The organism is Vitreoscilla filiformis, from assembly GCF_002222655.1.
GTDB classification, from domain to species: domain Bacteria; phylum Pseudomonadota; class Gammaproteobacteria; order Burkholderiales; family Burkholderiaceae_C; genus Ideonella; species Ideonella filiformis.
Window position 1 is genome coordinate 3,102,643 of record NZ_CP022423.1, and the last position, 22,859, is coordinate 3,125,501.

Annotated in this window: 18 protein-coding genes; 1 reads left to right on the forward strand and 17 read right to left on the reverse strand. The window is 61.6% G+C overall.

The genetic code is table 11. The annotated features are described in order from the left end of the window. Positions 1-58: 58 nt before the first annotated feature. The 9 genes from bioD to scpA form a co-directional block, all read right to left on the reverse strand. Positions 59-829, reverse strand: a complete 771-nt coding sequence (gene bioD / locus VITFI_RS14685) for a dethiobiotin synthase (RefSeq protein ID WP_089417607.1) — start codon at positions 827-829, stop codon at positions 59-61. Further along, positions 826-2,064 (reverse strand): 8-amino-7-oxononanoate synthase, encoded by a 1,239-nt coding sequence (gene bioF / locus VITFI_RS14690; protein ID WP_089417608.1) that lies wholly within the window; start codon positions 2,062-2,064, stop codon positions 826-828. The genes bioD and bioF overlap by 4 nt, the downstream gene beginning before the upstream one ends. Further along, positions 2,030-3,478: an adenosylmethionine--8-amino-7-oxononanoate transaminase gene (bioA, locus tag VITFI_RS14695; protein WP_089418187.1), complete on the reverse strand. Its 1,449-nt coding sequence runs from the start codon at positions 3,476-3,478 to the stop codon at positions 2,030-2,032. Before bioA ends, bioF begins: the two co-directional genes overlap by 35 nt. A gap of 91 nt (positions 3,479-3,569) precedes the next feature. Continuing rightward, the gene (locus tag VITFI_RS14700; RefSeq protein WP_089417609.1) at positions 3,570-4,031 is read right to left on the reverse strand and encodes a VOC family protein; all 462 of its coding nucleotides are present in this window, start codon (positions 4,029-4,031) and stop codon (positions 3,570-3,572) included. A gap of 12 nt (positions 4,032-4,043) precedes the next feature. After that, entirely contained in the window at positions 4,044-6,119 is a 2,076-nt protein-coding gene (locus tag VITFI_RS14705; RefSeq protein ID WP_089417610.1) for an acetyl-CoA carboxylase biotin carboxylase subunit, read from the reverse strand. 25 nt (positions 6,120-6,144) lie between these two features. After that, on the reverse strand, positions 6,145-7,677 hold the full coding sequence (locus VITFI_RS14710; RefSeq protein WP_089417611.1) for an acyl-CoA carboxylase subunit beta: 1,533 nt from the start codon (positions 7,675-7,677) through the stop codon (positions 6,145-6,147). Positions 7,678-7,710: 33 nt separating this feature from the next. Continuing rightward, entirely contained in the window at positions 7,711-8,742 is a 1,032-nt protein-coding gene (gene meaB, locus VITFI_RS14715) for a methylmalonyl Co-A mutase-associated GTPase MeaB (protein WP_089417612.1), read from the reverse strand. An 11-nt stretch (positions 8,743-8,753) separates the two neighbouring features. Beyond that, positions 8,754-9,230 carry a GNAT family N-acetyltransferase gene (locus VITFI_RS14720; protein WP_198301510.1) on the reverse strand — a complete coding sequence of 159 codons (477 nt, stop codon included), beginning with the start codon at positions 9,228-9,230 and terminating at the stop codon, positions 8,754-8,756. 97 nt (positions 9,231-9,327) lie between these two features. Beyond that, positions 9,328-11,487 carry a methylmalonyl-CoA mutase gene (gene scpA / locus VITFI_RS14725; protein ID WP_089417613.1) on the reverse strand — a complete coding sequence of 720 codons (2,160 nt, stop codon included), beginning with the start codon at positions 11,485-11,487 and terminating at the stop codon, positions 9,328-9,330. A gap of 97 nt (positions 11,488-11,584) precedes the next feature. Between scpA and VITFI_RS14730 the strand changes: the two genes are divergently transcribed. Next, positions 11,585-12,265 (forward strand): GntR family transcriptional regulator, encoded by a 681-nt coding sequence (locus tag VITFI_RS14730; RefSeq protein ID WP_198301511.1) that lies wholly within the window; start codon positions 11,585-11,587, stop codon positions 12,263-12,265. A gap of 26 nt (positions 12,266-12,291) precedes the next feature. On the opposite strand, the gene VITFI_RS14735 is transcribed toward VITFI_RS14730, so the two are convergent. The 8 genes from VITFI_RS14735 to VITFI_RS14765 all read right to left on the reverse strand — a co-directional run bounded on the left by VITFI_RS14735 (position 12,292) and on the right by VITFI_RS14765 (position 22,857). After that, positions 12,292-14,352 carry an acetate and sugar kinases/Hsc70/actin family protein gene (locus VITFI_RS14735; protein WP_089417615.1) on the reverse strand — a complete coding sequence of 687 codons (2,061 nt, stop codon included), beginning with the start codon at positions 14,350-14,352 and terminating at the stop codon, positions 12,292-12,294. Between the two features lie 276 nt (positions 14,353-14,628). Then, a complete protein-coding gene (locus tag VITFI_RS18015) occupies positions 14,629-15,447 on the reverse strand; it encodes a hypothetical protein (protein WP_157725705.1) in 819 nt (272 codons plus the stop codon). A gap of 12 nt (positions 15,448-15,459) precedes the next feature. After that, entirely contained in the window at positions 15,460-16,356 is an 897-nt protein-coding gene (locus VITFI_RS14740) for an AAA family ATPase (protein ID WP_089417616.1), read from the reverse strand. Between the two features lie 4 nt (positions 16,357-16,360). Continuing rightward, complete coding sequence (locus tag VITFI_RS14745; protein WP_089417617.1) at positions 16,361-17,206, reverse strand: hypothetical protein; 846 nt, start codon at positions 17,204-17,206, stop codon at positions 16,361-16,363. A 2-nt stretch (positions 17,207-17,208) separates the two neighbouring features. After that, entirely contained in the window at positions 17,209-17,928 is a 720-nt protein-coding gene (locus tag VITFI_RS14750) for a hypothetical protein (protein WP_089417618.1), read from the reverse strand. A gap of 21 nt (positions 17,929-17,949) precedes the next feature. Then, positions 17,950-21,126 carry an ATP-binding protein gene (locus tag VITFI_RS14755; protein ID WP_157725706.1) on the reverse strand — a complete coding sequence of 1,059 codons (3,177 nt, stop codon included), beginning with the start codon at positions 21,124-21,126 and terminating at the stop codon, positions 17,950-17,952. Positions 21,127-21,261: 135 nt separating this feature from the next. After that, a complete protein-coding gene (gene gltA, locus VITFI_RS14760; RefSeq protein WP_089417620.1) occupies positions 21,262-22,557 on the reverse strand; it encodes a citrate synthase in 1,296 nt (431 codons plus the stop codon). 30 nt (positions 22,558-22,587) lie between these two features. Beyond that, complete coding sequence (locus VITFI_RS14765) at positions 22,588-22,857, reverse strand: FAD assembly factor SdhE (protein ID WP_089417621.1); 270 nt, start codon at positions 22,855-22,857, stop codon at positions 22,588-22,590. Positions 22,858-22,859: the final 2 nt, after the last annotated feature.

Below are 22,859 nucleotides of genomic sequence, written 5' to 3' on the forward strand. Positions count from 1 at the left end.
TGGCACAAAAAAGCCCCCCTCCCCTCGTGGGAGAGGGGTTGGGGAGAGGGGGCTCGCCTCAGGGCAACAACGTGCGCGGCAACCCCAACACCTCCGCCAACGCCGAACGGTTGAGGTGCTGCGCCAGGTTGACCGCGCTCGGATCGGCGCAGCACGGTAGTTCACCCAGACACGGCACACCCAGACGCTCATCAAACCGCCAGCGCAAGGCCGCCAGATTGGCCGCATGATGCGGGCCTTCGGGTTGCATGGCGTTGGCGATCCACCCCGCCAGCCGCAGCCCACGTGCCAGCACGGCTTGCGCGGTGAGTTGGGCGTGATTCAGGCAACCCAGGCGCACGCCCACCACCAAAATCACCGGCAAACCAAGCTGCACCGCCAGGTCGGCACTGTCGAAGCCACCCGGCCAAGCTGGGTCGTCGCCCGGCTCGGCCAGCGGCACGCAAAAACCACCGACACCTTCCACCACCACCGCGTCAACGCGTGCGGCCAGGCGAGCAGCACCGGCCAGCAGCTCTGCCGGGCGCAAAGCCCGGCCTTCGAGTCGGGCGGCGATGTGGGGGGCGCACGGCGTGTCGAACACACACGGCCCGACTTCCTCCAGCGCCAGCGGGCGCAGTGTGCTGGCGGCGTGCAGCCATTGCACGTCCTCGTTGATGCGCTGGCCTTGGGCATTCAGCACCGTGCCGGCGGCCACGGGTTTGTAGCCTGCCACACGCAGACCGCGTGAACCCAGCGCGTGCAGCAGCGCGGCACTCACATGCGTTTTGCCGACTTCGGTGTCGGTGCCCGTGACAAAACAACCACGCCAACGAGGCAACCCACTCATACCGCCCCCTCCACCCTGGCGTCGTTCATCAATGCCCCCAACGCCGCCAGCAGTTGCGCCACTTGGGCTTCGCTGTGCGCCGCGCTCAAGGTGATGCGCAACCGCGCCGTGCCCACCGGCACCGTCGGCGGGCGAATCGCCCCGACCCACAGTCCGCGTGCCATCAAGGCTTGGCCGAGCGCAGCGGTGCGGTGGTTATCGCCAATCAACACGGGCTGAATCGCAGTTGCCGAGTCCATCAACTGCCAGCCGCAAGCCGGGTGCTGCGCCAGCCGTTGCGCCATGCCTTGACGAAATTGGGCGATGCGCGCGTGCAGCCGCTCGCGCAAAGCCACGCCCTCTGCACTGCGCACCAAGGCGATGCTGGCCACCGTGGCATGCGCCAACGCGGGCGAAGAGGCGGTGGTAAAGATGTAAGGCCGCGCCGTCTGCGTCAGCCACTCGATCACGGTGCGGTGCGCCAGCACAAACGCGCCCGAGGTGCCCATCGCCTTGCCCAGCGTGCCCATGAGGATGAGGCGTTCACTCTTTAGGCCGAAGTGCGCGAGGCTGCCTTCGCCGTGCGCGCCCAGTACACCCAGGCCGTGGGCATCGTCGAGGATCAGCCAGGCGTCGTGCGCCTCGGCCAGCGCCAGCAGCTCGGGCAGCGGCGCCAGATCGCCATCCATGCTGAACACCGCATCGGTGACGATGAGTTTGAGCGGCGCGGTGCTTTCGGCCAGCAGCGCTGTCAGCCTGTCCACCCGGTTGTGCGGGTAACGCTGCACTTGAGCGCGGGCGAGCTGGGCGCCGTCGATGAGGGAGGCGTGGTTCAGCTTGTCGGTGAACAGCACGGTGCTAGCCTCGTCGCCCAGCGCGGTCAGCAGCGCTTGGTTGGCCATGTAACCGCTGCCGAAGCTCAGGCAACGCGCTTCGGGGATGGCACCGCCCAGCCAATCCACCAGCGCCGCTTCCAACGCATCGTGCGCGGCGCCGTGGCCACTCACCAAGTGGGAGGCGCCGCTGCCGACCCCATGCACGCCGGCACCTTCGGCCAGCGCCGCCACCAGCGTCGGGTGGTTCGCCAGGCCGAGGTAGTCGTTGCTGCTGAAGTTCAGCAACGCCTGGGCCGGTTCATCCGGCACCAAGTGCACGTGTTGCAAGGGCAGCCCCGGCGTGGCGGTGCTGCGGCGCTGGCGGCGCAGGCCTTGGGCCTCGCGTTCACGCAACCGCTGGGTCAGATGGGTAAGCAGCATCGGTGGAAGCAGAAGAAACAGCGGAAGTGGCAGACGCTACGCCCAGCACCTCGTCAATGCAGGCGCGCAGTTGCGTGGCCAGCCAGCCGGCCAGCTCGGGCGTGATGAGGTAAGGCGGCAGCAGGTAGATGGTGCGGCCAATGGGGCGAATCAACAATTCATGCCCGCGCCCGGCGAGGTGGAAACGCTCGGCGAAACGCTCGACCAGCGCTTCAGCCTTCACGTCGATGGCCCAGACCATGCCGCGCTGGCGGGCATGTTCCAACCGTGCATCGGTGGCCAGCGGCGCCAGCGCCTCGGCCAGCCAGCGCGCTTGCTCACGGTTGGCGGCCAGCACGTTCTGTTGTTCGAAGCGATCCAGCACCGCCAGCGCCGCACTGCACGCCAGCGCGTTGCCGGTGTAGGAATGCGAGTGCAGGAAACCGCGTGTCACGTCATCACTCAGGAACGCCTCGTAAATCGCATCGCGTGACAGCACGAGCGAAAGCGGCAACAACCCACCGCTGATGCCCTTGGACAAGCACAGCAAATCCGGCCACACCGGCGCCGTGCCCGGCTCGGCGACTTGCTCGAAGGCGAAGAAGGTACCCGTGCGCCCGCAGCCCACGGCGATTTCGTCGGCGATCAGATGCACCTCGAAGCGGTCGCACAAGGCGCGCACTTCGCGCAGGTAAAGCGGGTCGTACATCGCCATGCCGGCGGCGCCTTGAATCAGCGGCTCGACGATGACGGCGGCGATCTGCCCGGCGCGTTCGCTCAGCAGCGCTTCCAGCTCGGCAGCGGCGCGGCGCGCCACATCGGCCGCGCTTTCCCCCGACTGGGCCAAGCGTGCATCCGGCGAAGCCACGAGATGCGAGCGCAGCAGCAGCGGGTCGTAAGCGTCGCGGAACACCGCCACGTCGGTGACGGACAGCGCGCCGATGGTCTCGCCGTGGTAACTCTGGCGCAGGCAGACGAACTCGCGCTTCTCGCCTCGGCCCCGGTTCTTCCAGTGGTGAAAACTCATCTTCAGCGCGATTTCAATCGCCGAAGCGCCGTCACTGGCAAAGAAACAGTGGCCCAGCACACCGCCCGTCAAGGCGGAGAGCCGCTCGGCCAGCTCCACCGCTGGCGCGTGCGTGCAGCCGGCGAGCATGACGTGCGGCAGGCGGTCGAGCTGGGCTTTCACCGCCGCGTTCAGCTCGGCGTCGGCGTGGCCGAACAGGTTCACCCACCAAGAGCTGGTGGCGTCGAAGTAACGCCGGCCCTCAAAGTCGTAGAGCCAAGGGCCGCTGCCGTGGGCGATGGGCACGGGCGGCACCACGTCCAGCCGCTGCATCTGCGTACACGGATGCCAAACGGCGGCGCGGCTGCGCTGCTGCCAGGCCGCGTTAGTCCCCGTGGCGCCGCCAGCGTCGGTGAAGGATGTGTTCATGGGCAAGCTTTTGAAGAAGCAAAAACGATCGGCCAAGAAAAAACCCGGTGCCGCACACAAACGGTCACCGGGTCTTGCGCGGGCGCGCAGCTTAGCCGAGCGCGGCGATCACCTCAGCCGGGGCTTGCACCAGCTCGATCAACACGCCTTCACCGCCGATGGGGAACTGGTCATTGCCTTTGGGGTGGATGAAGCAGATGTCGAAGCCCGCAGCGCCCTTGCGGATGCCACCGGGGGCGAAGCGCACGCCGTTGGCCGTCATCCATTCCACCGCCTTGGCCAGGTCATCGACCCACAGGCCAACGTGGTTGAGCGGCGTGGCATGCACAGCGGGCTTCTTCTCGATGTCCAGCGGTTGCATCAGATCGACTTCCACTGCCATCGGGCCGGTGCCCAGGGCGCAGATGTCTTCATCGACGTTCTCGCGCTCCGAGACAAACGTGCTCTTCACCGACAGGCCAAAGATATCGACCCAGAGGTTTTTCAAGCGTTGTTTGTCGGTGCCGCCGATGGCGATTTGCTGGATGCCGAGGATCTTGAAAGGCTTGCTCATGGCGATTCGGCCTTACTCAAACGAGATGATCGGCTGATCCACCGACAGGCTGGCACCCACGTCGGCCTGGATTTCCTTCACCACGCAATCCTGGGTGGCCACGAGGATGTTTTCCATCTTCATGGCTTCGATCACCGCCAGCTTCTCGCCAGCCAGCACCTTCTGGCCGACCTTGACGGCGATGTTCACCAGCAGGCCCGGCATCGGCGAGAGCAGGAACTTCGACAGATCGGGCGGGGCCTTGTACGGCATCAGCTTGTGCAGCTCGGCTGCGCGTGGCAGCAGCACCAGGGCATCGACTTGCGTACCGTTGTGGATCACACGGATCGCCAGCGGGTTCTTGCCGGCCACGCGCTCGACTTGGGCGCTGAACGGCTGGCCGTTCACCGAGCCGATCACCAGCACGTCACCCAGCTTGGTGTGGCTTTGGATGCTGTAGGTCTTGCCTTCCACCGTGACATCGGCGGTACCCGTCTTGGCATCAAACTCGCCCAGGGTCACGTCGAAGTAGGTGTTGGCCCCTTCGGCGCCCAGCTTGCACACCACCAGCTCGTTCTTGTGCGCCACTTCGTGGCCTTGGAGCTGGCCGGAAATACCGGCAGCGCGCTCGCGGGCCTTGCGGCGCACGAAGGCGGCCAGGGCGATCAGGAAGTTCGGGTCGTCGTGCGGCACGTCCTCGGCGCGGAAACCGTGGGCGTAGTGCTCGGCGATGAAACCGGTGTTGAACTGGCCGGTGACGAACTTCGGATGCGCCAGCAGCGCCGCTTGGAACGGAATGTTCGAGCTGATGCCCCGGATCACGAAGGCGTTGAGCGCCTCGCGCATCTTGGCGATGGCGTCGTTGCGATCCTTACCGTGCACGATGAGCTTGGCGATCATCGAGTCGTAGAACATCGGGATTTCGCCGCCGTCATAAACGCCGGTGTCCACGCGCACGCCGCCGAAGCGGCCATTCTCGTAGGCCAGGCCGACCAGCGTCGGCACCGACTGTTCCAGCACCGCTGCGGGCGGCTGGTAGCGCACCAGGCGGCCAGTGGAGGGCAGGAAGTTGCGGAACGGGTCTTCCGCGTTGATGCGGCACTCGATCGACCAACCTTCCTTCTTCACGTCCGCCTGGGTGAAGCTCAACGCTTCGCCCGCAGCCACGCGAATCATCTGCTCGACCAGATCCAGGCCGGTGATGTTTTCCGTGACCGGGTGCTCCACTTGCAGGCGGGTGTTCATTTCCAGGAAGTAGAAGTCCTGGTCCTTGCCCACCACAAACTCCACCGTGCCGGCGGATTGGTACTTCACCGCCTTGGCCAGCGCCACGGCTTGTTCGCCCATCGCCTTGCGGGTGGCGTCGGAGATGAAGGGCGACGGCGCCTCTTCAATCACCTTCTGGTGGCGGCGCTGGATCGAGCATTCACGCTCGTTCAGGTACACCACATTGCCGAACGAGTCGCCCAGCACCTGGATTTCGATGTGGCGCGGCTCCAGCACATACTTTTCGATGAACACGCGGTCATCGCCGAAGCTGTTGCGGGCTTCGTTGCGGCACGAGCTGAAGCCTTCGAACGCTTCCTTGTCGTTGAACGCCACGCGCAGGCCCTTGCCGCCGCCGCCAGCCGACGCCTTGATCATCACCGGGTAGCCGATGCCCTTGGCGATCTCCACGGCCTGTTCGGGCGTGTCGATGGCGTCGTTGTAGCCGGGGATGGTGTTGACCTGGGCTTCGTTGGCCAGCTTCTTCGAGGCGATCTTGTCGCCCATGGCTTCAATGCTGAAGTAGCGCGGGCCGATGAAGGCGATGCCCTCTTCCTCGCAACGCTTGGCAAAGCCAGCGTTTTCCGAGAGGAAGCCGTAGCCGGGGTGAACCGCTTCAGCGCCAGTGGCCTTGCAGGCGGCAATGATCTTGTCGGCCACGAGGTAGGACTCGCGGCTGGGCGCCGGGCCCAGCAGCACGGCCTCGTCAGCCAGGGCGACGTGGCGGGCTTCCTTGTCGGCCTCCGAGTACACCGCCACGGTGGCGATGCCCATCTTCTTGGCCGTCTTGATGACGCGGCAGGCGATCTCGCCGCGGTTGGCAATCAGAATTTTCTTGAACATGGTTGTTTGCTTTCGCGCCGCGTGATCAGAGGGGGATGTTGCCGTGCTTGCGCCACGGGTTGTCCAGCTTCTTGTCCTTGAGCATCACCAGCGAGCGGCAGATGCGCTTGCGGGTTTCGTGCGGCTGGATCACGTCGTCGATGAAGCCGCGTGCGCCGGCCACGAACGGGTTGGCGAAGCGTGCCTTGTATTCAGCTTCCTTGGCCGCCAGCTTGGCCGGATCGCCCTTGTCTTCGCGGAAGATGATTTCCACCGCGCCCTTGGCGCCCATCACCGCGATTTCGGCGTTCGGCCAGGCGAAGTTCACATCACCGCGCAGGTGCTTGGAGGCCATCACGTCATACGCGCCGCCGTAAGCCTTGCGGGTGATGACGGTGATCTTGGGCACCGTGCATTCGGCGTAAGCGTAGAGCAGCTTGGCGCCGTGCTTGATGATGCCGCCGTACTCCTGCGAGGTGCCGGGCATGAAGCCAGGCACGTCCACGAAGGTCACCACCGGGATGTTGAACGCATCGCAGAAGCGCACAAAACGCGCTGCCTTGATGGAAGACTTGATGTCCAAGCAACCGGCCAGCACCAGTGGGTTGTTGGCCACCACGCCCACGGTCGCGCCGTCCATGCGGGCAAAACCGATGACGATGTTGGCGGCGTAATCCGGCTGGATTTCGAAGAAGTCACCGTCGTCCACAACCTTGAGGATCAACTCCTTCATGTCGTAGGGCTTGTTCGGGTTCTCGGGCACCAGGGTGTCGAGCGAGAAGTCCAGGCGCGTGGCGATGTCCTGGCTGGGGCGAACCGGCGGCTTTTCGCGGTTGTTCAGCGGCAGGTAGTTGAAGAAGCGGCGCAGCATCAGCAGCGCTTCCACATCGTTTTCGAACGCCAGATCGGCCACGCCGGACTTGCTGGTGTGCGTCACCGCACCGCCCAGTTCTTCAGCGGTCACGTCCTCGTGCGTCACGGTCTTCACCACTTCGGGGCCGGTGACGAACATGTAGGACGAGTCCTTCACCATGAAGATGAAGTCGGTCATGGAGGGCGAGTACACGGCGCCACCGGCACACGGGCCCATGATCATCGAGATCTGCGGGATCACGCCCGACGCCATGACGTTGCGCTGGAACACTTCGGCGTAACCGCCGAGCGAGGCCACGCCTTCTTGAATGCGAGCGCCACCCGAGTCGTTCAGGCCGATCACCGGCGCGCCGACCTTCATGGCCTGATCCATGATCTTGCAGATTTTCTCCGCGTGCGATTCCGAGAGCGCACCGCCGAACACCGTGAAGTCTTGGCTGAAGGCAAAGGCCAGGCGGCCATTGATCATGCCGTAGCCGGTCACCACGCCGTCGCCGGTGATCTTGTTGTCTTGCATGCCGAAGTCCACGCAGCGGTGTTCCACGAACATGTCCCACTCTTCAAACGTGCCTTCGTCGAACAGCAGTTCGAGGCGCTCACGGGCGGTCAGCTTGCCCTTCTTGTGCTGCGAGTCAATGCGCTTTTGGCCACCGCCCAGGCGAGCCTTGGCGCGCTTTTCTTCCAGCATCTGGAGGATGTCTTGCATTTGGAGGAACTCCTCGTCTCGTTCGTCTTCAGGTCAATTGAAAAGGTCGAGCAAACGGCGCGCGGCCACCGAGGCCGCCACCCGGCCGGCGCGCACTTCGCTGCTCAATCCGGCAAGTTGATCGCGCACAGCAGGGTGCGCACGGAAACGGGCCTTCAGCCCCGCATCAATGCGCTCCCACATCCAGGCTTCATCCTGGGCGCGGCGGCGCGCTGCCAGGCGGCCCGAGCGGGTTTGCACCTCGCGGTACTGGCTGACGGTGCGCCAAAAATCGTCCACCCCGGTGGACTTCAGGGCGCTGATCTGGATCACCTGCGGGTGCCACAGGTTTTCGTCATGGTGGGCATGCTCGGGATTGCCGTGGTGCCCGAAAAGCCGCAGCGCTGAGGTGATCTGCGCCCGCGCCCGGGTGGCGGCGTTCACGTCGATGTCCGCCTTGTTGATCACCACCAAGTCGGCCAACTCCATCACGCCTTTTTTGATGGCTTGCAGATCGTCGCCGGCGTTGGGCAGTTGCAGCAGGCAGAACATGTCCGTCATGCCATGCACCGCCGTTTCGCTCTGGCCCACGCCCACGGTTTCGACGATCACCACGTCGTAGCCGGCGGCTTCGCACACCAGCATGCTTTCGCGGGTGCGCTCGGCCACGCCACCCAGCGTGCCGCTGGACGGGCTCGGGCGGATGAAGGCCGACTCATGGACGCTCAACTGCTCCATGCGCGTCTTGTCCCCCAGGATCGAGCCGCCCGACACGGTGGATGACGGGTCGATGGCCAGCACCGCCACCCGATGGCCTTGGCCAATCAGGTGCATGCCCAGGGTTTCGATGAAGGTGCTTTTGCCCACGCCCGGCACGCCCGAAATGCCCAAACGCAGCGAACGCCCGGTGTGCGGCAACAGCGCATTCAGCAGCTCATCGGCCCGCAGACGGTGCTCCGGGCGGGTGGACTCCAACAACGTGATGGTCTTGGCGATGGCGCGGCGACGCGGCATCGGATCCTCACCCACGATCTGGGCGTAGAGGCGCTGCTCGGCCTCGGGCAAACCATCGGGCACGGTGTTCATGGCAAAAACGTCTAGCTTCGGTCGGCGGGCCTGGCCGGGCGCAGGTAATACAAATCCCACTCGCCTTCGGCCTGCAACACGAAACCGTGGCGCAGGTAGAAACGGTTGGCATCGCTGTGCTTCAGCGCGGTGACGCTCACGGCCTTACCTTGCGCGTCGGCTTCTTGAAGCACCTGGGTCAGCACCCAGGAACCGATGCCCTCACCTTGGGCGCTGGGGTGGATGTAAAGGTGATCGAGCAACCAGTCGCCCTCACGCGGCACCACCACCACGAAGCCCACCAACTCACCATTGCGAAGAATGTGGCGGGTGTAGGCCGGCAGGTAGCCGCGAGACAAACGCTCGCGGGCACGCTGGGGGTCGAACCGGCCCGCCCGCTCCAAAATCTCACGCATCGCCGCCAGCCGCAACGACAGGAGGGCGTCGAAGTCGTCTTCCCCGGCCGGGGTGAGCATGAGCACGGGCGAGTGGGTGGGCAAAGTGGTCATGGCAGCGCAGGCAGGCAGTGGCGGAGAACTGGGAAGTATCCACCCGCCACCGGCCTGGCTCCGGTGGTCAGTGCAACTGGGGCTCGATCGAAAGTCGTCAGGCGGATTTCACCGCCGCACGGATTTGCTCCAGCACATCCTTGGCGCTGGCCGGGATCGGCGTGCCGGGGCCGTAAACGCCCTTCACGCCGGCTTCGAACAGCACGTCATAGTCTTGGCGCGGGATCACGCCGCCGACGAACACAATGATGTCGTCCGCGCCCTGCTTCTTCAGCTCGGCAATGATGGCCGGCACCAAGGTCTTGTGACCGGCGGCCAGGGTCGAAACACCCACGGCATGCACGTCGTTTTCAATCGCTTGGCGGGCGCACTCTTCCGGGGTTTGGAACAGCGGACCCATGTCCACGTCGAAACCCAGGTCGGCGAACGCGGTGGCGACCACTTTGGCGCCCCGGTCGTGGCCGTCTTGGCCGAGCTTGGCGATCATCACGCGGGGGCGGCGGCCTTGCTCGTCCGCAAACGCGGCGATTTCTTCCTTCAGCTTGTCCCAGCCTTCAGCCGAGTCGTAGGCGGCAGCGTACACACCGGTCACCTTTTGAATGTCGGCGCGGTGGCGACCGTAGATCTTTTCCAGCGCGTCCGAGACTTCACCGACGGTGGCGCGCAGGCGGATCGCCTTGATCGCCAGATCCAGCAGGTTGCCTTGGCCCGATTCGGCAGCGGCGGTCAGCGCTTCCAGCGCCGCTTGCACGGCGGCGCTGTCGCGGCTGGCCTTGATGGACTGGATGCGGGCGATTTGCGAATCGCGCACCTTGACGTTGTCCACGTCCAGGATTTCGATCGGATCTTCCTTGGCCAACTTGTATTTGTTGACGCCGACGATCACGTCCTTGCCAGAGTCGATGCGTGCTTGCTTTTCAGCCGCGCTGGCTTCGATCTTCAGCTTGGCCCAGCCGGAATCCACCGCCTTGGTCATGCCGCCCATGGCATCGACTTCTTCGATGATCGCCCAGGCTTTGTCGGCCATGTCTTGCGTGAGCGATTCCATCAGGTAGGAGCCGGCCCACGGGTCGATCACGTTGGTGATGTGGGTTTCTTCTTGGATGATGAGCTGGGTGTTGCGGGCGATGCGCGAGCTGAACTCGGTCGGCAGTGCAATGGCCTCGTCCAGCGAGTTGGTGTGCAACGACTGCGTGCCACCAAACACCGCCGCCATCGCTTCGATGGTGGTGCGCACCACGTTGTTGTACGGGTCTTGCTCGGTGAGCGACCAGCCCGACGTCTGGCAGTGCGTGCGCAGCATCAGGCTCTTCGGGTTTTTGGCGTCAAAGCCCTTCATGATGCGCGCCCACAGCAGGCGGGCGGCGCGCATCTTGGCGATCTCCAGGTAGAAGTTCATGCCAATCGCCCAGAAGAAGGACAGACGGCCAGCGAAGGCGTCCACGTCCAGGCCCTTGGCAATGGCCGTCTTCACATACTCTTTGCCGTCGGCCAGGGTGAAGGCCAGCTCCAGCGCCTGGTTAGCGCCGGCTTCTTGCATGTGGTAACCCGAGATCGAGATCGAGTTGAACTTCGGCATGTTCTGCGCCGTGTACTCGATGATGTCGCCGATGATCTTCATCGACGGCTCGGGCGGGTAGATGTAGGTGTTGCGCACCATGAACTCTTTCAGAATGTCGTTCTGAATGGTTCCGGAGAGCTTGTTCTGCGGCACGCCCTGCTCTTCAGCGGCCACCACGTAGCCGGCCAGCACGGGCAGCACGGCGCCGTTCATGGTCATCGAGACCGAAATCTTGTCGAGCGGGATGCCGTCGAACAGGATCTTCATGTCTTCCACGCTGTCGATGGCCACGCCGGCTTTGCCGACGTCACCTGTGACACGCGGGTGATCCGAGTCATAACCCCGGTGGGTGGCCAAGTCAAACGCCACGGACACGCCCTGCCCGCCCGCTGCCAATGCCTTGCGGTAGAAAGCGTTGGATTCTTCGGCGGTGGAGAAGCCTGCATACTGGCGGATCGTCCACGGGCGCACCGCGTACATGGTGGCCTGCGGCCCACGGATGAAGGGCTCGAAGCCCGGCAGCGTGTTGGAGAACGGCAGTTCGGCGGTGTCCGCAGCGGTGTACAGCGGCTTGACGGTGATGCCTTCGGGCGTGACCCAGTTCAGGGCCGACACATCGCCACCCGGCGCCGATTTGGCGGCCGCCTTGGCCCATTGATCAAGAGAAGCGGGGTTGAATTCTTGCGGGTTGGACATGAAGACTCCTGGGCGCCAGAGGGTGGCGCACGTTTGGCATGGCGGCGCGGCCTGTACTTGCCCGCCATGATACATGATGCATAATTATGAATTCAAGATGAACATAGCCCTGCAACAAGGCTCCTCCACTGTGCACGCTGAAGCTGACACCTCGCTCGCACCGCGCGCGCTCTACCAGCAAGTCGCCGAACGGGTGCGCGAACAGATCTTCAACCGCGAGTTGGAGCCGGGCAGTTGGATTGACGAGCAGCGTTTGGCCGCCGAATACGGCATCAGCCGCACGCCCTTGCGTGAAGCGCTGAAGGTGCTGGCCGTCGAGGGTCTGGTGACGATGAAGGTGCGCCGGGGCGCCTACGTCACCGAAATGTCGGCGCAGGACGTGACCCAGGTTTACCGTTTGCTCGCCCTGCTGGAAAGCGATGCTGCCGCCGAAGTCGCCGAGAAAGCCAGCGCCGCCGACTTGGCCGAGCTACAAACCTTGCATGATCAACTCGAAGCCCAAGTCGGGCAGCGAGACCAGTTTTTTGCCACCAACGAGCGTTTTCACATGCACTTGTTGGCGTTGGGTGGTAATCGCTGGCGTGGGCAGATCGTCACTGATCTGCGCAAGATGATGAAGCTCAACCGTCATCACTCGCTGTTTCGGCAAGGGCGCTTGGCCGAGTCGCTGGCGGAGCACCGGGCACTCATGCAAGCCCTGCTCGCCCGCGATACCGAGGCCGCCGCCCGCTTGATGAAGTGCCACTTCGAAAACGGCTTGGCCGCCGCCAGCGACTGAACGTTCACGGCGGACGGGGTCGGGCGTCAGCCTGCGGCCAGATCGAGTGTCTGGAGAAACAGGTCAGCGCGGGTGGTCAGTGAACCCTCATCGGGGGCCACGGCCAGCTCGATGCGGGTCGGCCCAATGGCGCGGGCAAACAGCTTGTCCTGAGTGTTGGTGCTTGGGAAGTCCAAACGCCGAATCTGCAACTCCGGATCCCCCTGCCGCATCCCCGCACGGGCCCGCAGACTGATGCTGCTGCACAGTTTGAACACCCCTTGCGGCAACGGGCCGAGTTGGTGCCATTGCTGATAGGGTATGTGCGGCGTGAGAGTGGGGGTGAACTCCTCGCGCCGACCCAGCCGGCCAACGAAATAGCGGAACGGTGCCTCATCGTGGCTGGTGCTGCGCACATGGTCGATCAGTTTGACGCCTTCACCAGGGCACAAACGCAACAAGCCCAACGCCACCCCAGTCTTGGCGGTGGGGGCGTGGTGGTTGTCTTCCCGAATCGGCAGCGGTGCATGGATGATGATTTCGGGTGAGCCATCCGGGCCAAACACTTCTTGCAACAACTGCGGCCAGTGCTCGCCTTGCGGATCGAACAGTGCTTTGACGTGGCGCGAGCGGCTGCCGTTGCCCGCCAGCAGCACATGCACCGGTTCGTTCTCGGGCAACTCGTGGCGCACGGTGGCCAGTTCGTTCAGGAATTCGCGCACACCGTTTTGCATGCGGGTGAACAGCAGCTCGTCGAGCGCTTGGCGATCCAAACTCAGTTCGCAGGGGGTTTTGGTGCTTTGTTGGTTCAGCAGTTCGATGCGAAGTTGCGCATCGAGTTGGCCATCCTCACTTTCAAGGAAGGCTCGCAGTTTGGCCGCCAACAGCACGGTGTTGGTCTGCGCAGCTTGGGTGGGATGGACGAAGGCTTCATCCCCGGTGAAACGCTGACCGTCAAGCGGGCGGGTGAAGTGAATCCGCTGCTCACGGCACACGTCGAGGTTCTGTTGAAAGCTGGCGTAAACCAGGTGTTCAAGCAGGTTTTCACCACCTAAAAAGTTATCTCCCGATGAGTGCAGGTGTTCGAAAACTTGGTCGTAACCTTCGTCGGTTTCGTCGGTATTGGCCCAGCGCCAAAGGCCGTAGTCGAAGTCGGTGGTGCCGCCACCGAAGTCGAACACCGCGTAGGGGATGCCGTCATCGCTGGGTTCGATCCCAAGGTGGGGCAATGCGGCAGCGGCGTAGGCAGCGGGCTCCGAGGCAATTTCTTCGACGGAGAAGCCTTGCCAGGCGCCCGGCTGTGCGATCAGCGTAGGCGGCAGGCTGCGTTGCAAGCCTCGGCGGAAGCTGGCGAGGATTTTGTCTTTGGCTTCGCGCTCGTACTTGACCGGGAAGGTCAGGTGGTACTTGAGGAACAGCCCATGGCCTCGCCAGTTGATGGCCATGCCCAAGAACCAGGCATACAGCTCGATGGGGTCGAAGGGATCGTTGGCGGTGACCTGCATGGGTTGGCCCCGCACGGGGTTGCGCTCGGTGAGGGGCGGCAGCTCGATTTCGTGGCCTTGTCGGTCGGTCAAGCGCAGGGTTTGGTGGGCGGAGCGCAGGGCCCACTGTTTCAGGCGAGGCAGGATGCTGGCGAGTACGGCTGTGTCACCGGGGTTATCGCGGAAGCTGGCTTGTGCTTCGTGCGCGGCGTGAACCCAATCCCAGTTGACTTCTGGGCGGTAGGCCTGTGCCGTCCAAGCGGTCGCCAAGCGCTTGAAGTCGATGATTTCCAGCACCGTCGGGTTTTCGAAATCGGTGCCTCGGGGGGCTTGGTAGAAGTCACGCACGCCGATGCGCAGGAGGCGTCGGTTGCCGTGCTCATCGTCCATTGCCACGACGGTGCTGCTGGTGCCGAAGTCGATGGCGACGCTGCGCTTGCAGACATCACGCACCGGGTCGCGAGCGACCAACCCAAGCTCTTTGAGCCGTGCCGCATCATTGCCCCACAGTTCCCACAGGCCCTTATGCGGGTCTGTGAACTGCACGGCTTCCAGACGGGGTAGGCGGCAGGGGGTGTAGTCGAGGTTTGTGAGAAAGGAAAAAGGGTCGGGATTGATATGCATGACAGTTACGTTATTCAAAAAAACTTGTTAATGATTCTATTGCGCTTTAAATATGTAAGCCAAATTCACCCCTGTTACTGAACGACCACCTGCTAAACTAGGCGGGTTCGTGCGGGGCGCAGAGAACTGAAAGTCTACCCACAAAGCACCCCGCGCCAAAATACCCCGCTCACGGCCACGAAATTTGTTTATCGCAACCGTAAAAATGATTGACGCAGCTAAAGCTGACCGGCTGAAATCCGGTGGTTTAAACCCTGGTCATGAAAAATAAAATCATTACCACCAACTCGACAATTTTCCGAAAGCGGCAGCAGCAACTCGCTTAATTTCATCCCAAATCCCAAGTGACACGCTCAGGTTTAACTGATCCTCTGTCAATTCCTTCATTAGTAAGGCTGGGTTGAAGCCCTGCCATGCTCTGTCAATGGTTGCAGGAAAACATACTTTGCCGTCTGGGCTAACCAATTTCCAGCCCTGTTTCACCAAGCAGGCCATTATTTTTGTGGGGGAGATTTTACTCAAGTAGCAGTTCGTCGCAAAGAGTAGGCCTCCGTCGTAGCTAGATAAGCCCCAATAGTTCTCATCCACCTGACATCGCCCTTGCGTGGTGAGCCAGTAACACGCCCCATGTAAACGATACTTCTGCCCCTCCCGGTGCGGGTTACCACCAGCTGTGGCAAAGGCATACAATTCGTCTTTGGTGGGCAAACACCAGTTTGATAAGCCGGCGGCACGGCTTTCATTAACTTTTACCAGAGCATTACCCGGACTAAAAATACTTCCCTGATGGAGATAAACCCACAGCCGATTTGTAGCTGTGTGCAGCGTAGCTTGGTATTTCTCATTCTGATCCTGGACATGCAAAAAAGGGTGTTTCTTAAGAAAATCTTCTAGTTCATGAATAGATGGATAACGTAAACCCGTCTGTGCATCAAGAACCCCGACGCTGGCACCACCTGCTTTGGGAACAATCTCCCAGAATTGATTGCTCGCTAAGTCATCAGTAAACTTAGCTAGCGCAGCGTCATAAACAGCAGCAACATCAATACCACCATTCGGCAGGCGTGGCACCGGTCGCGGATTTGTATTACTCATAAAACTCTTGCCTCACAATGTGGCGACCAGCGCCTTTTTCTGTACGCTACCGCTGCTGGCCATAATACCCGGCAGCCAAACAGCACTTAAGGTTTCACCTGTGGGTGGTGTCGAAACTGCACGCTGCTCTTTGTTGAAATCGAACACCGCCCCCGCAACCGGACGATGCAAAGCAAACGGCTTGCGCGACCAGTTGTGGTTGTGCCAATCAAGCGCCGTTTGCAGCAACGCAACCTCCTCGGCGCTGGCCGGTCGGCGCTCCCGCTCACAGTTTTCCTTGAGCGCATCCCACAGCCGTTCAATGCTGCTCATCTGCGCCAACACCGCCACCACCCGAATCAGCGCCCCAGTCGCATCTCCCGGCAGATCAGTTAACCCCAACCGCACAGCCAACGCACTGTTGCCACCCAACAAAGCAACCCCCGGCGGGAACGTGCTTTGTTGCTGACGCTGGCGGGCAAGCGCTTGGGTCTGATGCTCAAGCTGCTGCCGCAAACGCTGCACCTCCTGCTCCATCTGCCCCCTGCGCTGCTGCTCCTCCGCAAGTTGCCGCCTTAAATCAGCGGCGTCATGCTGGCTAGCGTTCAACTGCGTTTGCAAGGCATCACATTCGGCCTCGATTTCCGTCTGCGCTGCCTCGGCGGCTTCATCACGAGCCGACTCCCACTCAACAGACACGGCAGCACCGGGCACCACCCGACCAAGCTCAGGGGCGGCAACCTGACGAATCAACTCCCGCAACGGCGGGAAATGTTCGAGTAGCAGGCGCAAGTCAAAAAGCGTGATTTTTTCAGGTGAGCTATAACCAAATGGCTTGTTGGAAACCTTACCCCATCCTTCCCCCAGTTTTTCCAAGCGCTTACGTTCATCCTTGCTCAGCTCTGCATCGTCATGCGTGTTCTTGGCCATGCACTCACCCTCCTTCACTTTCGAGTTGCTGAATCAGTAGACACATTTCTGGGCGTTCCTTGAGCTTCCGGCGCTGCGGCAAGCGTGCCGCAAAGCCAACAACTTGCCGTTGCACCTCACGCGGCAGCGCACGGAACTTACGTTGCTGGCAATGCAAAGTTTCCGGGGTCGGCTCTGGGTAAGGATTGGGCAACACATAAGGCTCAACCCGCCCGCACAGCAACGCCAAATCGTGCCCACCGACCTCGTTAAAGAAGCGCGCAAAAAGCGCCGGCAGATACATGACGAGCAGCTCACTGTCAACCTGGCGCATCGCGGCGTTCTGCATGCGCAAATCCTCGTTTTGACGCTGAAGCGCCGCCCGCTCCGCCTGCAACGACTCCGTCAGGCTGGCATGTTCACGCTGTGCAGCAGCCTGCATCTGCTGGCGCGCTTGGGCATCCCCTTGCGCCAACAACAGCGGTAGCACTTTTTGAGCAATCCAATCACGCGGTGGGCGGGCCGTTTCCTCGGACAAACGCCCACAACGTGCCGCCAGCCGCTCCCAGCGCTGGATCTGCCAATCACGGCCAACCAATCGCGGCGCCAAGGCAGTGAGGCTGTCGGTTAGCAGTTTGTCGCTGGCCGCGTCGTAGCACAGCTCAAGCGTGATGTGGCCACCCCGCTCATGCCTCAACCTGTTGGACACATCATCCAGCCCCTGAACCAACGCCCCACCAGAGGGGCAAGGCAGCCAGCCCAGCGTGCCTTCGATGGGCTGCTCTCGCGGCCCATCGCCAGGCAGCACCAGCCAGGCCGCCAAGTGCTTTTCAAGCAACAACAAAACCAACGTGGGAACGTTATGCCCCATGCTCATGCTCCCTTCCCGCTCGATTCGACCTGTTTCCCAAGCTCCGCCCACCGATCACGGGCTTGATCCAGCGCATCGTAAAGCGCGTTGCGCTCGGCTGGCGTTGGGGCGGTGCGATCACTCGCCACCGTCAGCGCATCTTCCAGCCGACTGCTGTCCCCCGCCGACAAACGCTTGTCTAGATACGCCCAAACGTCTCCACCCAAGCGGCCTGTGCTGATGATGCTTTGCATGCGCTCGACCGTGAAATAGGCCGGATTGGTGATCGGCAGCAGCCACAGCGTGTCCAAGCTACCGGGCGGGGCGTTGAACTTGCGTTCTAGGCCAACCGTGCCCACACCCAGCCCGGCGACCAACTTCTCGGCGTAACTGCGTTTAGCCGCTTTTTCGGGATCGAGATCGAAATCGCGCAGGGCATCAAGATAGCTGTCGAAGTCTTCAAACTGATCGATGGTGATGCCTTTCCCCGCCGCTTGCAGGGCCCGTTCGCCCATCTCATCGGGTTGTTCACCAGGCTTGAAGACACCCAAGGCTTGCAGGAACACAGCGGCAAACCTACTCAGCGTTGTCGCCATCGGCCCGAGGACAGGAATCACAGTCCCGATGACCGTACCGATACCGCCAGCAAACGATGACAGCGCACTGCCAATGCTGCTGACAGCACTACCGATGCCGCTCGCTATGCTACTGATAGCGCTGCCAATGGCTGAAAAAAAACCCATGTCAATCTCCTTGCTACGTTTTCAAAAACTCTGATAGTTGCCAAGCTCAACCAGCACATTTTGGAGTGGGCGTGATGCACGCCAACGCTGCCGGAAATCGGTCACATCGCGGGCAGTGGCCAGACCACCCAACAAAGTGTCCATGGCCTCTTGCCACAGCGACCAATCGGGGTCTTCCCACGGCCAAGTGGACGGTTGCTTGACTTGGGTATGGGCACGCGGGCTGGCGTCGTGCAACCAAACCAGCAGCGGGGCGGTCAGTGGCTGCGCTGGGCGAGGCTGCCCTGTGTGCTGCTGCCAGGCGGCTTCGCTCACCGGGACCTGCTCGGCCTGCTTGCTCCATGTTTTGTACCAGCTCTGCAAAGCAACAAAACGCTGCGAATCCTGCGCTTTGGGGGAACGCTTCTCCGGCAGTAAGCCCAACAGGTAACGGAACGCCTTGCGGGTATCGCGCACAAAACTGGCAAAAACTTGGGGCGCATCGGACTGCTCATCCAGCCAATCCAGGCGGGCCAAACCGGGGTAGTAACGTCCGCGCTCACGCCAAAGTTGCTGCACGGCTCGCATCTCTATGTTGGCTTCATCCAGTGGAGACTGGTCTGTCCCAGCATGATCGCAACGGATGGCCACATGCGCAGGCCCGTGCCACCCCCCACAGAAAACCACCGCTTCGCCGGTGCGCAGATTGGGCAGGAAATCGCGCTGACCATCGTCCATCATCATGGCCTCGCCCATTGCCCGGCGATCGTCCTCGGCAAACAACCGATGCACGATCTTGGTGTGCGTGTTCTTGATGACGTCGGGAATCAACTTGGCGGGAATTTGATCCGCGATGATCAAGCCCTCACCATATTTGCGCACTTCCGCCAGTAAATCGGCAAAAGCATCAACCGCCATGGCACGCGCCTTGTCGCCAGGCTCAGGGCGCGAGAGCAATCGATGGGCCTCCTCCACCAAAGTCAGATGGCGAAACTCACGATTCTGGCCATGCCGATGGCGAATTGCTTCGCTAACGGCCCCCAACACCAGCGCCATCATCAGCGCCTTGCCTTCCCCGTCTTTGACCTCCTCCAGCTCGATCACCACGTGGCGATCCAGCAACGCCGTGAAGTCCAGCGACTGCGGCACGTCGAGCACATCCCCCAGGATCCCGTGCGTCAGGCTGGTCAGCCGCGACACCAACGAGCCCCGATATTTCTCCTCAAACTCTTTGCCCATTCCCTGCTCGGGAATCAAGACATCAAGCTGGCGAATCATGTCGCTCATGGTGGGCCAGACACGGGCAGCGGGATCGAAGGGATCATCGGCCAGCAAGCATGTGTCATCGGCCAGATCCCAGCCTTTTTCCTCGTAAGCACGCAAAATGGCTTGCTCGACCAGATATGGCATCGACGCTTCCATCGGGAAAATGGCCGCCAAGGCATGGCGCAAAAACGAGGCATGGCTTTTTATTTTCTGCCCTCGATGCGTCAGCGCGAAGGGATTCAAGCGAAAACTGCGATGAGAATCCCCGTTAGGACGGTAGAAATCAATGTCACCCGATAAGCGCCCGTGTAAAGCCCGATATTCAGTTTTGGCGGGCTCAATCACCAAGAACGGTAACTTTGATTCGACCAGTAAATTCAAGCAGGTGGTGGTCTTGCCAGCACCGGTGACCCCCGTGACAAAACAGTGTTTGTTCAAATCAGCTTTATCAAGACGCACTCGGTTACTGGACTGACGCCGACCACAATTGATGACCTCGCCCAGATCAATTGCATCCCCACTTTGCTCTGGATGCGGTAACGCCACAATGAATTCCACCGTTTTACGACGCCGCAGCCCCGGGAGTTCGTGTCGTGGCAAACCAGCGACCAAGGCCAACTCATCCGCAGTCAGCAAACTCCCCACATGATTAGGTTTGGTTCCAACGCCTAGGCTGTGGAATACCGCTACACGCGCATCAAGCGTCCCCTCCAGCGTAGGCAGATGCAAAGCGGAGCCGGCATTTCCAATTGGCTGGTCGATCACCTCCAGCGGGCTGACCGTGGTTTCACCACCCTGGTAAGTGGCGCACAACGTTTGCTTCAAGCTGCGGTAAGTGGATGCGTTGCCAGCACAAAGGTGGATCGCTGTCCGAAACAAACCCTTGGTGATGCCTTTTTGCAAACGCGGAATGAGGGTCTTTTCCAGGTGGTCAAGCAGGTGTTGGGAGCGCTTATCCGTCCACTCTTGGGTCACACCGATGCTGCCACCGTGGGTGCGACTGAGGTTGATGCTATCGCTGCCCGTGCGGGTGGTCGAGGTGCCGGTGGTTTGTGTGACACCCTCATTGGTTCCCCGGTTTTTAGCTTGCGAGGAGCCCTCATTGCTGCCCCGGCTGCTGGAAGATCCCCCATTGCTTTGGCTGGTACCGTGGCTGCGCGTGTCCGACGCACCTTCGGATTTACCACGCGACTCAGCCCGGCTGGTGTTCTCACCCTCCGCAACACTGGTGCTGTAAGAGCTGCCTTTTTGCTCGCTGGTGTTGCCGCTGGTTTGAATACTGGTGCGCACCCGCGCTGCAATGTCGCTGGCCAGGGCATACGCTTCATTGAGCTGCTGATGCACCTCTTCACGCTTTAAGGGCTGACAAACCACCACCAACTGCCAGCGTGTGACATTTGGATCTTTACCCCCCCGGCTGGATGTAAGGGTGCGCACCAGACGCTCAATGCCTTGAAAGTTGTCATCCTCGCTGCCTTGGCCCTCGTCCTGTGCCGTTGGCACACCGAGAACCAGCCCTCGATGCACACTTTGTTCGAGGTGTGCCATCACCGATTCGCGAGAACCCTCGTTCAAATGAATGCCCGGCAGTTGCCCTTCGAGTGCTCCCCACAAGTTTTTGACCGCTTCATGCACATCGGCACTGGCATGAGATCCGGTGATACCGAAGTACAGCGCCACGCCTTCGGGCCTCCCATCAAGAAGATAGAGGAACTGGGTACCATCATTGGAGCCCAGGGTGGCGTACACGTTGGCCAGTGCGCTGCGATAGGCCCCAGGATTTGCCTCGCTGATCTCGTCAAGGCGGATCAGACGCAAGGACACCGAAGACGGTATCGACTTAGCAACAATGGGTGAGGGGCACTGCAAAAGAGATTGGAGCCAGCCCTCATCGGCAGGAGACGACATACGGCTCAAGGGAGGGGTTTGAGTTGGAAGGTTGTGAATCATCATGACTGCCGCGCCCAGCAAAAAATGCCAATCGCAGGCACCGTTCAAACATGAAAAAAGGCCCCAAAGGGGCCTTTAAGCGGATGGCTGAAAGCGCTTGCAACGAAGCAAGCCACTTTCATGCGCACGCCAGCGCGATCACTTGACGTTGCGTGCGGCAGCGCCGGTGAACAACTGACGCGGACGACCGATCTTGTACTCGGGGTCAGCGATCATTTCGTTCAGTTGAGCGATCCAGCCCACGGTACGTGCCAGGGCGAAGATGGCGGTGAACAACTGCACGGGGATGCCGATGGCGCGTTGCACGATGCCCGAGTAGAAGTCCACGTTCGGGTAGAGCTTGCGGGCGACGAAGTAATCGTCTTCCAGCGCGATCTTTTCCAGGGCCATGGCCAGCTTGAACAGCGGGTCGTTTTCCAGGCCCAGCTCGGTCAGCACTTCCTTGCAGGTTTCCTGCATCAGCTTGGCACGCGGATCGTAGTTCTTGTACACGCGGTGACCGAAGCCCATCAGCTTGACGCCGCTGTTCTTGTCCTTCACCTGGTTCATGAACTCGCCAACCTTGGCCACGCCGCCCTTGGCTTGGATTTCGCCCAGCATGTTCAGGCAAGCCTCGTTGGCACCGCCGTGCGACGGGCCCCACAAGCAGGCCACGCCCGCAGCGATGGCCGCGAACGGGTTGGTGCCCGACGAACCGCACAGGCGCACGGTCGAGGTCGAAGCGTTTTGCTCGTGGTCAGCGTGCAGGATGAAGATGCGATCCAGCGCACGTTCGATCACCGGGTTGACCTTGTAGTCTGCGCACGGCGTGGCGAACATCATGTGCATGAAGTTGCCAGCGTAGGACAGGTCGTTCTTCGGGTACATGAACGGCTGACCGACCGAGTACTTGTAGGCCATCGCCACGAGCGTCGGCATCTTGGCGATCAGGCGGATCGCGGCGATTTCACGGTGCTCGGGGTTGTTGATGTCGGTGCTGTCGTGATAGAAGGCCGACAGGGCACCCACCAAGCCGGTCATCACGGCCATCGGGTGGGCGTCACGACGGAAGCTACGCAGGAAGAACTGCATCTGCTCGTTGACCATCGTGTGGTTCAACACGCGCTTGTGGAAGTTGGCGCGTTGGTCGGCGTTGGGCAGATCGCCGTTCAGCAGCAGGTAGCAGGTGTCGAGGTAGTCGCAGTTGACGGCGAGTTGCTCGATGGGGTAGCCGCGATACAGCAGTTCGCCCTTGTCACCATCAATGTAGGTGATGGACGACTGGCACGAAGCCGTGGACAGGAAACCCGGATCGTAAGTGAACTTGCCGGTTTGGCCGTAGAGCTTGCGGATGTCGATCACGTCAGGGCCCACAGTGCCCTTGTAGATCGGCAGATCCATGCTGGGGCTGCCGTCAGAGAACGACAGGGTGGCTTTCACGTCGGACTGGATCATCGTCAGAATCCTTTCTTTGTCTCAGATCGGTCAACCGGGTTGACGCATTTGCTTCAAAACTTCGTGAACCACGGGCTGGTCCAGCGAGCCTTCGGGCTCTTTGCGAGCGAGCAAGAGGTCCAGCAGATCGTTGTCGGCCAGATCCATCAGTTGTTGCAGCCCCTCGACCTGACCCACGGTGAGCGAATCACCGTGGCGGCGCAGAAAGCGGTCAACAAACAGATCGTTTTCGAGCAGGCCACGCCGGCAGCTCCACTTGAGGCGGCGAACGACGGTGGGGTCTGCGGGCGTGTTGTTCATGA

Coding starts and splice junctions, on each gene's coding strand:
- bioD (WP_089417607.1), bottom strand. CDS start 829: ATGAGTGGGTTGCCTCGTTGGCGTGGTTGTTTTGTCACGGGCACCGAC.
- bioF (WP_089417608.1), bottom strand. CDS start 2,064: ATGCTGCTTACCCATCTGACCCAGCGGTTGCGTGAACGCGAGGCCCAA.
- bioA (WP_089418187.1), bottom strand. CDS start 3,478: ATGAACACATCCTTCACCGACGCTGGCGGCGCCACGGGGACTAACGCG.
- VITFI_RS14700 (WP_089417609.1), bottom strand. CDS start 4,031: ATGAGCAAGCCTTTCAAGATCCTCGGCATCCAGCAAATCGCCATCGGC.
- VITFI_RS14705 (WP_089417610.1), bottom strand. CDS start 6,119: ATGTTCAAGAAAATTCTGATTGCCAACCGCGGCGAGATCGCCTGCCGC.
- VITFI_RS14710 (WP_089417611.1), bottom strand. CDS start 7,677: ATGCAAGACATCCTCCAGATGCTGGAAGAAAAGCGCGCCAAGGCTCGC.
- meaB (WP_089417612.1), bottom strand. CDS start 8,742: ATGAACACCGTGCCCGATGGTTTGCCCGAGGCCGAGCAGCGCCTCTAC.
- VITFI_RS14720 (WP_198301510.1), bottom strand. CDS start 9,230: ATGACCACTTTGCCCACCCACTCGCCCGTGCTCATGCTCACCCCGGCC.
- scpA (WP_089417613.1), bottom strand. CDS start 11,487: ATGTCCAACCCGCAAGAATTCAACCCCGCTTCTCTTGATCAATGGGCC.
- VITFI_RS14730 (WP_198301511.1), top strand. CDS start 11,585: ATGAACATAGCCCTGCAACAAGGCTCCTCCACTGTGCACGCTGAAGCT.
- VITFI_RS14735 (WP_089417615.1), bottom strand. CDS start 14,352: ATGCATATCAATCCCGACCCTTTTTCCTTTCTCACAAACCTCGACTAC.
- VITFI_RS18015 (WP_157725705.1), bottom strand. CDS start 15,447: ATGAGTAATACAAATCCGCGACCGGTGCCACGCCTGCCGAATGGTGGT.
- VITFI_RS14740 (WP_089417616.1), bottom strand. CDS start 16,356: ATGGCCAAGAACACGCATGACGATGCAGAGCTGAGCAAGGATGAACGT.
- VITFI_RS14745 (WP_089417617.1), bottom strand. CDS start 17,206: ATGGGGCATAACGTTCCCACGTTGGTTTTGTTGTTGCTTGAAAAGCAC.
- VITFI_RS14750 (WP_089417618.1), bottom strand. CDS start 17,928: ATGGGTTTTTTTTCAGCCATTGGCAGCGCTATCAGTAGCATAGCGAGC.
- VITFI_RS14755 (WP_157725706.1), bottom strand. CDS start 21,126: ATGATGATTCACAACCTTCCAACTCAAACCCCTCCCTTGAGCCGTATG.
- gltA (WP_089417620.1), bottom strand. CDS start 22,557: ATGATCCAGTCCGACGTGAAAGCCACCCTGTCGTTCTCTGACGGCAGC.
- VITFI_RS14765 (WP_089417621.1), bottom strand. CDS start 22,857: ATGAACAACACGCCCGCAGACCCCACCGTCGTTCGCCGCCTCAAGTGG.